9 protein-coding genes are annotated in these 13242 nt (G+C 73.4%); 4 read left to right on the top strand and 5 right to left on the bottom strand.

All coding sequences use genetic code 11. The annotated features are described in order from the left end of the window. Positions 1-10: 10 nt before the first annotated feature. Positions 11-955, bottom strand: a complete 945-nt coding sequence (locus ACFWY5_RS01610) for a sugar kinase (protein WP_379612329.1) — start codon at positions 953-955, stop codon at positions 11-13. Then, a complete protein-coding gene (locus ACFWY5_RS01605) occupies positions 952-1725 on the bottom strand; it encodes an IclR family transcriptional regulator (protein WP_379612328.1) in 774 nt (257 codons plus the stop codon). Before ACFWY5_RS01605 ends, ACFWY5_RS01610 begins: the two co-directional genes overlap by 4 nt. 108 nt (positions 1726-1833) lie before the next feature. On the opposite strand from ACFWY5_RS01605, the gene ACFWY5_RS01600 reads away from it, so the two are divergent. Genes ACFWY5_RS01600 through ACFWY5_RS01590 form a run of 3 tightly spaced genes read left to right on the top strand, consistent with a single transcriptional unit; the run spans position 1834 to position 4756 of the window. Then, positions 1834-3063 (top strand): extracellular solute-binding protein, encoded by a 1230-nt coding sequence (locus tag ACFWY5_RS01600; RefSeq protein ID WP_379612327.1) that lies wholly within the window; start codon positions 1834-1836, stop codon positions 3061-3063. After that, complete coding sequence (locus ACFWY5_RS01595) at positions 3060-3941, top strand: carbohydrate ABC transporter permease (RefSeq protein WP_379612326.1); 882 nt, start codon at positions 3060-3062, stop codon at positions 3939-3941. The genes ACFWY5_RS01600 and ACFWY5_RS01595 overlap by 4 nt, the downstream gene beginning before the upstream one ends. Further along, the gene (locus tag ACFWY5_RS01590; RefSeq protein WP_379612325.1) at positions 3938-4756 is read left to right on the top strand and encodes a carbohydrate ABC transporter permease; all 819 of its coding nucleotides are present in this window, start codon (positions 3938-3940) and stop codon (positions 4754-4756) included. The genes ACFWY5_RS01595 and ACFWY5_RS01590 overlap by 4 nt, the downstream gene beginning before the upstream one ends. Positions 4757-4784: 28 nt before the next feature. On the opposite strand, the gene ACFWY5_RS01585 is transcribed toward ACFWY5_RS01590, so the two are convergent. Then, the gene (locus ACFWY5_RS01585; RefSeq protein WP_379630265.1) at positions 4785-5891 is read right to left on the bottom strand and encodes a winged helix DNA-binding domain-containing protein; all 1107 of its coding nucleotides are present in this window, start codon (positions 5889-5891) and stop codon (positions 4785-4787) included. 64 nt (positions 5892-5955) lie between these two features. On the opposite strand from ACFWY5_RS01585, the gene ACFWY5_RS01580 reads away from it, so the two are divergent. Next, complete coding sequence (locus ACFWY5_RS01580; RefSeq protein ID WP_379630264.1) at positions 5956-9174, top strand: BTAD domain-containing putative transcriptional regulator; 3219 nt, start codon at positions 5956-5958, stop codon at positions 9172-9174. Here ACFWY5_RS01580 and ACFWY5_RS01575 read toward each other — a convergent pair. Then, positions 9141-9803 carry a hemerythrin domain-containing protein gene (locus ACFWY5_RS01575; RefSeq protein WP_379612321.1) on the bottom strand — a complete coding sequence of 221 codons (663 nt, stop codon included), beginning with the start codon at positions 9801-9803 and terminating at the stop codon, positions 9141-9143. The two genes, ACFWY5_RS01580 and ACFWY5_RS01575, sit on opposite strands and share 34 nt — an antisense overlap. A 56-nt stretch (positions 9804-9859) precedes the next feature. After that, positions 9860-13237: a protein kinase gene (locus ACFWY5_RS01570; protein ID WP_379630359.1), complete on the bottom strand. Its 3378-nt coding sequence runs from the start codon at positions 13235-13237 to the stop codon at positions 9860-9862. Between the last annotated feature and the right edge of the window lie 5 nt (positions 13238-13242).

Here is a 13242-nt window from a genome sequence, read left to right as displayed (position 1 = left end):
TCTTTCCCGCTCAGCGGCTGACACCCTCCGACGTCGGCCGGAGGAGGTCGAGGTCGGCGCGGCGGGGCAGCGACTCCCAGTCGCCCTGCGAGGTCACCGCGAAGGCGCCCGCGGCGCAGGCGGTGCGCAGCCGCCGGTCCGGGTCGGCCCCGGCCAGCCAGTCGGCCAGCCAGCCGGCCGCGAAGGCGTCGCCCGCCCCCACGGGGTCGACCTCGGTCACCTTGTACGGCTCCGCGTGCCGTACCTGGTCGTCGGACAGCTCCATCGCCCCCCGCGCCCCGAACTTGAGCAGCACGTGGCGCGGCCCCAGGGCCTTGGCCAGCGCGACGGGATCGGCGGGATCGTGGGTGTCGGCGATCAGCCGCGCCTCGTCCTCGGTCGCGAACACCACGTCCACGTCGGCGATCACCGAGCGCAGCCACGCGCCGGCCTCCTCGCGCGTCCACAGCGCCCTGCGGTAGTTGACGTCGAGCGAGACGAGGACGCCGGCCGCGCGGGCGGCGTCGATGGCGTGCCGCACCGCCGCCCTGGCCGAGGGGGAGAGGGCGGGGGTGATGGCGGAGACGTGCAGGACACGGGCGCCGGCGATGAGCGCGGGGTCGAGGTCGGCGGGGGACAGGCGGGAGCCGGCGCTGTCCTTGCGGTAGTAGCGCACGTCGATGAGGTCGGCGGTGCGCCTGCCCTTGATCATCAGGCCGGTGGGCGCGTCCGGGTCGGGGATCGCGCGGACGTCCACGCGCTCGGCGCGCAGCGTCGAGGCGATCAGCTCGCCGAACTCGTCGTCGCCGACCCGGCCGACCCAGGTGACGTCGTGGCCGAGCCGGCTGACGCCGATGGCCACGTTCGACTCGGCGCCGCCCAGGCCGAGGTCGAAGTCGCGGGCGAAACGCAGGGGGCCGGTCCGCCTGGCGGCGAACAGGGCCATGGTCTCGCCGAACGTCACCAGGTCGGTCATCGTGTGGACCCCAGCTTTCTCGAGATGCGCGCGGCGGCCTCGGCCACCATCGGGCCCAGTTCCCGCACCCGCGCGGCGGTGATGCGCGAGGTGAGGCCGGAGACCGAGATGGCGGCGCTGACCGTATCGGTGTGGTTGAAGATGGGCGCGCCGACGCAGCGCACCTCGGGTTCGTTCTCGCGGTCGTCGACGGCGTAGCCGCGCTGCCTGACGCGGGTGAGCTCGCGGCGCAGCCGTTCGTGGTCGGTGATCGTGTGCTTGGTCATCGCGGGCAGGTCGTCGGGGATGGCCGATTCCGGCTGCCAGGCGAGGATGGCCTTGCCGACGGCCGTGGAGTGCAGCGGGCCGCGGCTGCCGATGCGCGAGGCCATGCGGACGGTGGCCTGGTTCTCGACCTTGTCGATGTAGACGACGTGGGGCGGGTCGTAGACGACCAGGTGGACGGTCTCGCGTACCTCGGCGACCAGGCGGTGCGACTCCTCGGCGGCGACCGCGCGCAGGTCGAGGGTGGCCAGGTAGGCCTGGCCGAGCTGGAGCGTGCCGTGGCCGAGCCGGTAGGCGCCGGTCTTCCTGTCGCGTTCCAGGAGCCGGGCCTCGATGAGCGGCGTGGCCAGCCGTAGCACGGTGCTCTTGGACAGGCCGACCGCCTCGGCGAGCTGAGTGAGCGTCAGTCCGCTGTGGGCGCGCACGTGGTCGAGGACCAGGAGCGCGCGGCGCAGGGAGGCGGACTGGTTGCGGTCGGGCACGATCGCCAAATTACGGCGAAGCATGTGTTGATGTCACATTCTGCAGCACCTCGTTGTGCATTGCACAACAAGTCGTGACAAGTCTTTTCGACTTAGGGCGAGCTTCCTAGTGTCGGCGCCAAGGAGGCAATAGTGAAGTTTCTTTACTGTGCCGCGGCCCTCTTGGCGCTTGCGGCCTGCGCGCCCTCCACCGCCCCGACCACGGGCGGCGGCGACGAGAAGACCGGAACGCTGAACGTGTGGCTCTACGACGAGCCCAACCGCGCTCCGAAGGACAAGGTCATCCAGGAGGCGATCAAGGAGTTCACCGCGTCACACGCCGACGTCAAGGTCCAGGTCAGCTGGGTCCCGACCACCCCCGCGCGCCACGAGAAGTTCAAGGGCGCCTTCAACGACCCGGCCAGCGCCCCCGACGTGGCCGAGTACGGCAACACCGACCTGGCCGAGTACGCCGCCGCCGGCGGCTTCGCCGAACTCGACCTGACCGGCGAGGACCTGGGCGCCGACCTGGTGAAGTCCGCGACGGTCGACGGCAAGGCGTACGGGCTGCCGTGGTTCATCGGCATCCGCGCCCTCTACTACCGCACCGACGTCTTCGACGAGCTGAAGCTCAAGCCGCCGACGACGATCGCGGAGCTCACCGAGACCGCGCGCACGATCCGGGCCAAGAAGCCCGACCTGTACGGCATAGCCGTCGGCGGCGAGTACACCTTCGGCGCCCTGCCCTTCGTCTGGGACGCCGGCGGCGACATCACCACGCTCGACAGCCCCGAGTCCCGCAAGGGCGTCAAGGCCTACACCGACCTGCTGTCCGACGACATCTGCCCGGCCCAGGCCTGCGCCTCGCTGACCGGCGGCAAGACCGTCGAGCTGTTCGCCAGCGGCAAGGCCGCCATGGGCATCCTGGGCAACTTCAGCCGCTCGGCCGTGGACGCGGGCGCGGCGGCGGGCAAGTACAAGGTCATCCCGCTGCCCGGCGCGGCCCCCGGCTCGATCGCCCCGGCCTTCGCCGGCGGCAACAACCTGGGCGTGATGAAGAACGCCAAGCACCGCACGCTGGCCAACGACTTCGTCAAGCTGCTCGGCGGCAAGGCGTACCAGGCCAAGATGTACGAGGCCATGGGCAACCTGCCCACGCTGACCGGCGTACGGGAGGAGCTGGCGGCCAAGGACCCGTTCCTGAAGCCGTTCCTCGACACGGTGGCCAAGGGCACCAAGTTCGTGCCGATCGACCCGGCCTGGGTGAAGATCGACAACGGCAAGGTCATCCCGACGATGCTGCAGAAGGTCGCCACCAAGCAGGCGACCGTCGAGGAGGCGACCACCGAGGCCGCCGCCGCGGTGAAGGCCGCCTTCGGGTGACGCGCGTCTCACGAGCCAGGCCGTGGGTGTACCTGCTGCCCACGGCGGCCGTGCTCGGGCCGATGTTCGGCTACCCGTTGTACATGCTGGGCCTGCTGTCGGTCTTCGACTACCGGCAGGCCCAGGTCAGCGGCGGGGAGCCGACCCGGTTCCTGGGGTTCGGGAACTACGCGAGGCTTCTGTCGGACGAGCGCTTCTGGAGTGTGCTCGTCCAGACGGTGGTCTTCGCGGCGGCGCTGGTGCTGGCGACGCTCGTCGTCGGCGCCGCGCTCGCGATCGTCATGGACAAGGCCGCGCCGTGGGCGCGCACCACGCTGTCGCTGGCGGCGCTCGGCGCGTGGGCGGCCCCGGCGATCACCGGCTCGACCGTGTGGATGTTCCTGTTCGACGCCGACCTGGGCCTGGTCAACCAGGTGCTCGGGCTCGACGGCTACAACTGGTTCTACGACAAGTGGGTGACGTTCGGCGTGGTCGGGGCCACGGTCGTGTGGCACTCGTTCCCGTTCGTGATGGTGACCCTGTACGCCGGGATGAAGGCGATCCCCGGCGAGGTCCTGGAGGCCGCGGCCCTGGACGGCGCCTCCGCGGTGGGCACCTTCTGGCGCGTGACGATGCCGATGCTCAGGCCGCTGGTGACGATCGTGGTGATCCAGTCGATCATCTGGGACTTCAAGATCTTCACGCAGATCTACGTCATGACCAACGGAGGCGGGATCGCGGGCCAGAACACCGTGCTCAACGTCTACGCCTACCAGACGGCCTTCGGCTCGTCGGAGTACGGCCTCGGGGCCGCGATCGGGGTGGTGATGGCGCTGATCCTGCTGGCGGTGACGCTGGTCTACATCCGCGCGCTCTACCGGACGGGGGAGAAGCTGTGAGGGGCCGCTGGATCGCCAACGCGGTGGCGCTGGTGGTCGCGCTGCTCACGGCCTTCCCGCTCTACTGGATGGCGCTGTCGGCGCTGAAGCCGGCCGGTGAGATCCAGTCGCTGGACGTACGCCCGTGGACGGCCCATCCGACCCTGGAGAACTTCGCCCGGGTCCTGACCGGCGAGGGCTTCGCCCGCTACCTCCTCAACAGCGCGCTGGTGGCGCTGGCCGTGGTGGTGCTGTCGGCCCTGATCGCCTTCCTCGCGGCGGTGGCGGTGACGCGCTTCAACTTCCGCTTCAGGACCACCGTGCTGATCATGTTCCTGATCGCGCAGATGGTGCCGGTGGAGGCGCTCACGATCCCGCTGTTCTTCGTGGTGCGCGACCTTCAGCTGCTCAACACGCTGGGCGCGCTGGTGCTGGTGCAGCTCGCGTTCTCGCTGCCGTTCGCGATCTGGATGATGCGCGGGTTCGTGGCGGCGGTGCCGGAGGCGCTGGAGGAGGCGGCCATGATCGACGGGGCCGGCCGGGCCACGGTGCTCTGGCGCATCCTGTTCCCGCTGGTCGCGCCGGGGCTCGTGGCGACCAGCGTGTTCTCCTTCATCACCGCGTGGAACGACTTCATCTTCGCCAGGACCTTCATCATCTCCGCCAAGGAGAACCAGACCCTGCCCTCGGCGCTGCTCGTCTTCTTCAAGCCCGACGAGAACGACTGGGGCGGGATCATGGCCGCCTCGACGCTGATGACGATCCCCGTGCTGATCTTCTTCGTGGTGGTCCAGCGCAGGCTCGTCTCGGGCTTGGGCGGTGCGGTGAAGAGCTGATCGCGTGAAGAGCTGATTGCGTGAAGAGCTAGGAGCGTGACGCGCCGAGCACGGTGGCGATCTCGTGCCGGTCGCCGGGGGCGAGGAACTCCAGCAGCCTCGCCCCTTCCTCCTCGGCCGCCCGCAGGTCGGCGGGGGCGAACGGCTTCCACTGGTGGATCGTGAGCGTCGAGGCGCCCTTCTCGGTGCTCACCGTCCAGTCGCCCGCGGTGAACCCGTCCACGAGGATGAGCCGCCACTGGACGTTGGCCTTGACGAACGCGCCGCCCACCTCAAGGGCCCGCGGGGTGATGAACCTCGTCCGGTCGGCGTATCCGAGGAAGACGTTGTCGAAGTCATACATGAGCCGCACGGGCACCGAAATATCGGCGGACGGCAGGGTCATGTCCGGCAGGTCGTACAGGACGCGATCGTCCTCGGCGCGGTAACGCACCAGATCCATGCCCTTGACCACGTCGGCCAGCCGGGTCAGCCCCGACCAGGTCTGCACGTCCTTCACCGAGGCCGGACCGAACGCCCGCAGATACCGCCGCACCATCTCCTCGGCGGACATCGGCGGCTCGGAGTTCCCCAGCCACGACTCGGCGGAGGTGTGCGCGATCGGCCCGCTACGCCCCCACAGGCCGCGCGGCGGCACCTGCACCAGCGGCACCAGCCAGCGCACGACCTGGCTCAGCGCGTGCGGGTCGTTGCCCGGCCAGCGCTCCGCCAGCGCCTTGCCCAGCTCGGCGAAGCTCAGCGCCCGCTCCTCCACGAGCGCGCGACCGGCCACCGCCAGCTCGTCGAGGTCGACGCCGGACAGCCGCCTGACGAAGGTCGTCCTGGTGCCCCGCTCGGCCACCGGGTCCAGCAGGGGCCGCAGCGCCAGGCAGTCGCGGGCCGTGACCAGGTGGATGGTCGAGCGTTGCAGCGCGATCCTGACCAGCTCACGGTTGTCCAGCAGCGCGGAGGCGGCCAGCGGGTCGAACCCCTCGATCCGGTTCCACAGCCCGGCGTACCAGGTGTGCGGGGTCTGCGCCTGCAGGCCGAACAGGTGCTCGACCACCTCGACCACCGACAGGTCCGTACGGCGCAGCAGCAGTTGCCGCTCCATCGCGGCCCGGTTGAGCGCCCGGAGGCTGAGGACGGGATCCATGGCCCTACCGTAGAGGCAATCGCGGCATGTCCGCTTCCGCGATTCTGGGTACGGTGGCGGTGTTGTGCTGACCTTCCAGGTACTCGGCCCGCTCACCGTCCACGTCGACGATGAGCCCTTGGTGCTGGGGCGGCCGCGGCAGCGCTCGGTCCTGGCCAGGCTGCTGGCCGCCGGCGGCCAGGTGGTGCCCGTGGACCGGCTCATCGACGACCTCTACGCCGACGAGGCGCCGCCCAAGGCGCTGGCCGCCGTCCAGAGCTACATCTCCAACCTGCGCCGGGCGCTCGAACCCGGCCGCTCGCCACGCTCCACCGGCGGGGTGCTGGTGACCGTTCCGCCCGGCTACGCGGTACGGCTGCCCGCCGGCGCCGTGGACGCCTGGCGGTTCGAGAGCCTGGTGCGTGACCCGTCGGCCGATGCCACGGCGCTGGCCGAGGCGCTCGCGCTGTGGCGCGGGCCCGCCTACCAGGAGTTCGCCGGTCTGGCGTGGGCCGACGCCGAGGCGGCCAGGCTGGACGAGCTGCGCGCCTCGGCCGTCGAACGGCACGCGGGGGAGCTGATCGGGCAGGGCGGGGCGGCGCGGGCCGTACCGGATCTGGAGGGGCTCGTCGGCGCGTACCCCCTGCGCGAGGGGGCGTGGGCCCTGCTGGCGCGGGCCCTGTACCGATGCGGGCGGCAGGGAGAGGCGCTGGGGGCGCTGCGGCGGGCCCGCGCCCACCTGGTGGAGGAGCTCGGCGTCGATCCCGGGCCCGAGCTGCGGCGGCTGGAGGAGGACATCCTCGCCCAGGCCGCCCATCTCAGCGACCGGCCCGCCCCCGCCGCGCCGCCCGAGCGGCCGGTCGTGCCGGTGCGGCCGTACGTGGGCAGGCGCGGGGAGCTGGCCGGCGTGCTCGCGCTGCCCGCGGGGGTCGTGCTGGTCAGCGGGGAGCCCGGCGCGGGCAAGACGGCCTTCATCGAGCAGGTCAGGACCCGGCTCGTGGCGGAGGGATGGGCGGCCGGCTGGGGACGCTGCCCCGAGCACGAGGGCGCGCCGCCCGGCTGGGCCTGGGCCGAGCTGCTGCGGGAGCTGGCCGCCAGGGTGCCGCCCGACGACCCCGAGGCGCTGGCTCCCTTGCTGCGCGACGCCGCGGTCCGGGGCGACGCGGCCACCGCGCGCTTCCGGCTGCACCGCGCGGTCGCCGCCTTCGCGGGCGCGGCGGCGGCCAGGCAGCCGCTCCTGATCGTCCTGGACGACCTGCACCGCGCCGACGCCGAGACGCTCGCCCTGCTCACCCACGTCATCGCCGAGAACACCGCCGCCCGCCTCCTGGTGATCGGCTCCTACCGCCACACCGAGCCCAGCGAACGCCTGGCCGACGCCCTGGCCGCGATCGCCGCCCACGGACCGCTGCGCGTCGAGCTGGGCGGGTTGTCGCGGGACGAGGTGGCCGAACTGGTCCGGGTCACCTGCGCCCGCCCGGCCCCGCCCGAGGCGGTCGCCGAGATCGCCGAACGCACCGGCGGCAACCCGTTCTTCGTCAGGGAGACCGCGCGGCTGCTCGACTCCGAGGGCACGGTCGCCGTCCCCGCGGGCGTGCGGGACGTGCTGCGCCGCCGCCTGGCCCGCCTGCCCGCGCAGGCGCGGACCATCCTGCGGCACGGCGCGGTCATCGGCAGGGAGAGCGGCGTCGCCGTCCTCACCGCCGTCAGCGGCGGCGACGAGGAGGCGGTGCTGGAGGCGATCGAGTCCGGCCTGGTCACCGGGCTGCTGACCGAGCCGGAGGCGGGCCGGCTGCGCTTCGCCCACGTGCTCATCCGCGACACGCTCTACGACGACCTGTCACGCATCCGCCGGGCGCGGCTGCACGGCCAGGTCGCCCGCGCGATCGAGGAACACGAGCCCGACGACGTGGCCGCCCTGGCCCACCACTACCTCGCCGCCGCGGAGCGGGCGAAAGCCGTTCACTATGCCAGGCTCGCCGCGCGGCAGGCCGAGCGGCGCTTCGCCTTCGCGCAGGCGGCCGAGCTGTGGCAGCACGCGCTCGACGGCTTCGACGGCACCGCCCGCGAGCGCCTGGAGCTCACGCTGGCGAAGGTCTCCGCCCTGGCCAACGACGGACGGCTGGTCGAGGCCCGCACCCACCGCACCAGGGCGGTGCGCGAGGCGCTGCCGCTCGGCGATCCCGAGCTGCTGGCGCGGGTGATCGTCTCCTTCGACGTGCCGATGTTCTGGAGCAGCAGGGAGTACGGCGGGCTCGACACGGATCTGCTCGCCGCGGTCGAGTCGGCGCTGGAGTCGCTGCCTTCCGGCGACGGCAGGGCCCGCTGCCAGTTGCTGACCACGCTCGCCTTCGAGCTGGAGGGCGAACCCACCGAACGCGGTTACCTGGCCTCCCGGGAGGCCGTCGCCATGGCCCGCCGCCTGGGCGACCCCGGCCTGCTGACCCTGGCGCTGAACGGCCGCCACCACGAGAGCTTCCGCTACGACGGCCTGGCCGAGCGCGAGGAGATCGGTCGCGAACTGCTCACCATCGCCGAGGCCGACGGCACCCTGGAGGTGCTGGCCCACCTGATGCTCATGCAGAGCGCCACCGGGCGCGCCGACTTCGCCGCCGCCGACCACCACGCCGCGCGGGCCACCCGCCACGGCCTCGCGCTGCCCGAGGCCGTGGCCGGCTTCTACCGCGGCCTGCGCGCGGCCCTGGCCGAGGACTACACCGAGGCGGAGCGCCGCTACCGCGCCGCCGCCAGGCAGGCCGGCCGCCTCGGCATGTGGCAGCACGAGGCCGGCGTGCTCCTGCTGGCCCTGTACGGCATGCACCTGATGCGCGGCGACGTCTCCCCGCTGCTGCCCGAGATCGAGCCCTGGACCGGCTACGAACCCTGGCGGGACCAGGTCACCGAGCTCCACGCGCTGGCCCTGTGCCACGCGGGCCGCGCGGACGAGGCGCGGGCCGGGCTGTCCGGCCCGCCGAAGCCGATCAGGCGCGACTACTTCTGGCACTTCCTCACCGCCGTCCGCGCCCTGCTCGGCATCGCGCTCGACGACCGGCCGCGCATGGAGTCGGCCTACACCGACCTGCTGCCCGTGGAGGCCCAGCCCGTGGGCGGCACCGGCTACCTGGCCGTCTGGCCCACGGCTCAGGTCCTCGGTGACGTGGCCGCCCACCTGGGCCGTCCCGCGGACCGGCACTATCAGCACGCCCTGGAGATAGCGGAGCGGGCGGGCGTGGCCCCCTGGATCGCCGCCGCCCGCGCCCGCCTCGGCGGTCAGCCGAACAGCAGCCGCTCGCGCCGGGCGTAGCGGCCCCGGGTGAGGGCCAGCAGCACGCGGAACGGCGCGCCCGCGTCGGCCAGCAGCCCGTCCATCTCCTGCTTGGTGGCGTAGCGGGCCAGCCACGGCACGGTGAAGGTCAGCTCCTTGAGCGTGGCCCGCTTGGCCACCTGCTTCTCCACCCACGCGTACGCGTGGTGCGGCACGAACCGGGAGACGATCGGGAACAGGTCGGACTCCTCCTCGGCGATGTGCTCGTCGAGCAGCGCGAGCAGTTCCGCCAGCTCGCTCCCGAGCGTGGCCGGGTCGCCGTGCACGGCCCCGCGGCAGCGGTTCAGCAGCGGCTCCAGCATCTGGTGATCGTCGGTGAACGGGTTGAGGTCCACGGCCCGCCCGGCGGTGCTCTCGATGATCGGCCACAGCAGGTCGTCCTCGTTGGCGTGATGGTGGTCGATCTCGACGAGCAGGCTGGAGACGTACTCGCGCAGGACCGCCACCCGCGCGACGCCCAGCGACCCGGGCCGGGCGAGCAGGGCGGTCAGCCGTCGCAGGTCGGCGAGCATGGCCCGGTGGATGACGTACATCGAGGTCAGGTTGGGCTCGGGCTCCTGCCCGCCGCCGCGGCGAGGCGTGAACGTGGGGATCTGTACGGTGCTCATGCGGTCAGCATGAGCCCCCGCTCTTTCCGTCCTCTGGTGGCGTACTTGTCGCCGGATCAGCAACTGCTGCGGTAGGAGGCCTCGGGGATGAGCTTCGCCCACTCGGCCTCGCTGAGCGCGCCGCCCGCCCGCGCGCACACCTGCTCGGCCGCGAGCAGCGGGTCGATCGGCGACTGCTGCACCTCACCGCCGGGCTGCACGACGAACAGCCGCCGCCCGTCGTCGCTGAAGGCCATGTCGGCGGGGTAGGCGTCCACCGGCGCCTGGCCGACCTCGCGCAGCGAGTCCGCCTCCCAGAGCTCCACCCGCTCGCCGCCGACGGCCAGCAGCCTTCCGTCGGGGGAGAAGCGCAGGTGCAGGGCGCCGGAGGAGACGGGCGCCGTCCGGCCCTTGCGGGCCGTCAGGTCCCACAGGAGCATACGGCCGTCCTCGCCGAGCACGTAGCCGAGCGTGCGGCCGTCGGGGCTGAAGGCGACGGCGTCGGGCGCCAGGTTGCGCACCCCGGCGGGGTCGCGGGTGACCCGGCCGCTGCTCAGCTCGACCAGGTCGGCGCCGGCGGCCAGGGTCCTGCCGTCGGGGCTGAAGGCCAGCGCGGAGCTGCCCACGCCGGACAGCGTGCGGGTCTTGCGGCCGTCGCGCACGCTCCACAGGTCGATGTCCGGCCCGCGCACGACCGCGAGCGTGCCGCCGTCGGGCGACAGCCGTACGGCGGAGGGCTCGTGGCCGGTGTCGATGGCGTTGACGCGGCGGCCGGCGGCCACGTCCCAGATCACGACCGGGTCGGCGGCGACGGCCAGCAGCGTGCCGCCGTCGTCGAAGGCGAGGTCGCCGGTGCCCTGGATGCGGCCGATCGGCTGCTTCTTGAGCGCGTCGGTGAGCTTGATCGCGCCGGAGACCTGCAGCGCGGTCACCCTGCCGCCGGGGGAGAGCCGGGCCATGCCCATGCTGACGGCCTCCTCGTCGGGCGTCAGCTCGACCGCGCTGGAGACGTCGACGGAGACGACCGAGCCCGAGCCCTTCACGTAGCGCAGCGCGCGGCCGTCGCCGGAGAAGGCGAGCGCGGCATCGGCCTGCCTGACGGGGTACTGGCCGAGGATGCCGGCGTCGGCCACCCGCCAGAGCTGGGCCTGGTCCTCCAGCCGCTCGGCCAGGAACCTGCCGTCCGGGCTGAAGACCACGGGCAGCAGCGAGCCGCCCCTGCTCGGCAGCAGGCGGCGCCCGCCGGTGGCGGTGTCGACGAGCGTGATCCCCGTGGAGCCGGTGACGGCCAGTTGGGAGCCGTCCGGGCTGAAGGCCAGTGGCAGCTCCGCCCCGCTCTTGGCGACCGGCACGTCCACCTGCACGGTGGCGGTGCGCTTGCGGGAGCGCAGGTCCCACAGCTCGGCCCGGCCGCCGTCCTCGGCGGAGCCCAGCGCGGCCCAGCGGCCGTCGCGGGAGACGGCGTAGGTCCGGCCCGTCAGATCGAGCGGCAGCGGCGCGCCGTCGGCGGGGTAGAGCTCGGTCCTGCCCCCGGCGGACAGGGCCAGCAAGCGGCCACCGGCCAGCAGTTCCACCGCGTCGCCCTGCGGGCGGGCGGCGCCGACCTGCCTGCCCGTGGCCAGCTCGACCGTGCGTACCGTCGAGCCGTCGGAGACTGCCGCCCTGGCGCCGTCGTCGCTGATCGCCTCGACCTGCCCGCCCGGCACCCTGGCCCTGCCGGTCGCCCTGCCGGTGGCGATGTCCCAGGTGACGACCTGGTCGCCGGCCCGCTTGAGCAGGCTCTTGCCGTCGAAGGCCAGGTGGTAGGCGGCCGACGGCACGATCTCCGGATCGGTGAACACGCTCACCTCCGGCTGGGCCAGCGAATGCTGCAGCGCGGTCCTGGCCTCGAAGACCGGCGACAGGCTCCAGGCCGCCACGCTCAGCCGCATCGCCGCCCGCGGGTCCGTCGCGCGCATCGCCTCCGCCCTGGCCGCCACCGCCCGCGCGTTGGCCTGCGCGAGCTGCTCGCTGAGGTCCTGGCTCTGCCGTACGGCCAGCACCGACGCCGAGACGGCGACCGCCAGCAGCGCCGCCATCGCGGCCAGGGCCAGCCCGCGCCGGCGCCCGCGCCGCCTGGCCTGCGCGGCGCTGCGGTCGAGGAAGTCGCGTTCGAGGGCGTTGAGGTCCAGGTGGCGGCGGGTGGTGGCGGCCCAGCCGAGCGCGGTGTCCAGGGCGCTGCCGTGGTAGAGGTCGGCGGCGCGGCGGCGGTGGGCCTGCCAGTGGAGGGCGGCGCCGCGCAGCCTGCCGTGCACGGCCAGGCCGTCGCGGTCGTCGGCCACCCAGGAGCGCAGCCTGGGCCAGGCGTGGTAGAGCGCGGCGCTGGCCGGGGCGACCAGGTCGTCGGAGACGGCCACGAGCCTGCCGGTCTCGGTGTCCTCGGGGGCGACCTTGAGGCTGCGCCGTACCAGGAGACCGGCCTCCGCGAAGTGGGCCAGCACGCCGAGGTCCTCGGCCTCGTCGCGCGGGATGCGGCGGAGCGTCTCGCCGTCGAGCATCCGCAGCAGCAGGCCGGGCACGGCGCGCTGCTGCTCGGGGGTGAGCGCGGCGTAGACCTCCTCGGCGACCTCGCCCAGCGGCCGCTCGCCGCCGAGGCCGTCCGGCGGCTTGACCTCGGCCGCCAGCTCCGCGCCGGCGCTCGGCTCCGCGCTGCCCAGCAGCCCGAGCAGCAGTTCGGGGGCGGTCGGGCGCGCGGCGGGGTCCTTGGCCAGCGCGCGGGCGACCAGCGAGCGCAGCGGCTCGGCCACGTCGCCGGGGTCGGGGTCGACCGTGAGCACCCGGTGCATGACGCCGCCGAGGCTCTCGGCCTGGAACGGGTCCTCGCCGGTGGCGGCGAACAGCACCACCCCGCCCCAGGCGAACACGTCGGCGGGCGGCCCGGCGCGGCGGCCGGTGAAGACCTCGGGCGCCATGTAGGTGGGGGTGCCGCCGATGAAGCTCGTGCTCGCCCCGTCGGTGGTACGCGCGACGCCGAAGTCGATCACCCGCGGCCCGTCCGGACCGAGCAGCACGTTCTCCGGCTTGAGGTCGCGGTGCACCACGCCCGAGCTGTGGACGGCGGCCAGCGCGGTGGCCAGCGCGACGGCCAGCCTGAGCAGGGAGTCGCCGGAGTAGGGGCCGTGGCGTTCGAGCGCCTGGCGCAGGTTGGGGCCCTCGACGAACTCACTGACGATGTACGGCCGCTCGGCGTCCAGCCTGGCCTCGACCACGCGGGCGGTGCAGAAGGAGGCCACCCGGCCGGTCGCCGCCGCCTCCTTGGCCAGTTGCCCGCTCAGCCCGCCGTGCAGGACCTTCACCGCGAAGCGGCGGCCCTCGGCGTCGTAGGCGTCGTAGACGACGCCCTGGCCGCCCGCGCCGAGCCGGCCGGCCAGCCAGTAGCCGCCAAGCCGTTCGGGGTCACCGGGCACCAAGCGCATCGTCA

Origin of the sequence: Nonomuraea sp. NPDC059007 (assembly GCF_042740555.1) — a bacterium.
Lineage (GTDB): Bacteria > Actinomycetota > Actinomycetes > Streptosporangiales > Streptosporangiaceae > Nonomuraea.
This window is presented reverse-complemented; position numbering and strand designations above follow the sequence as displayed.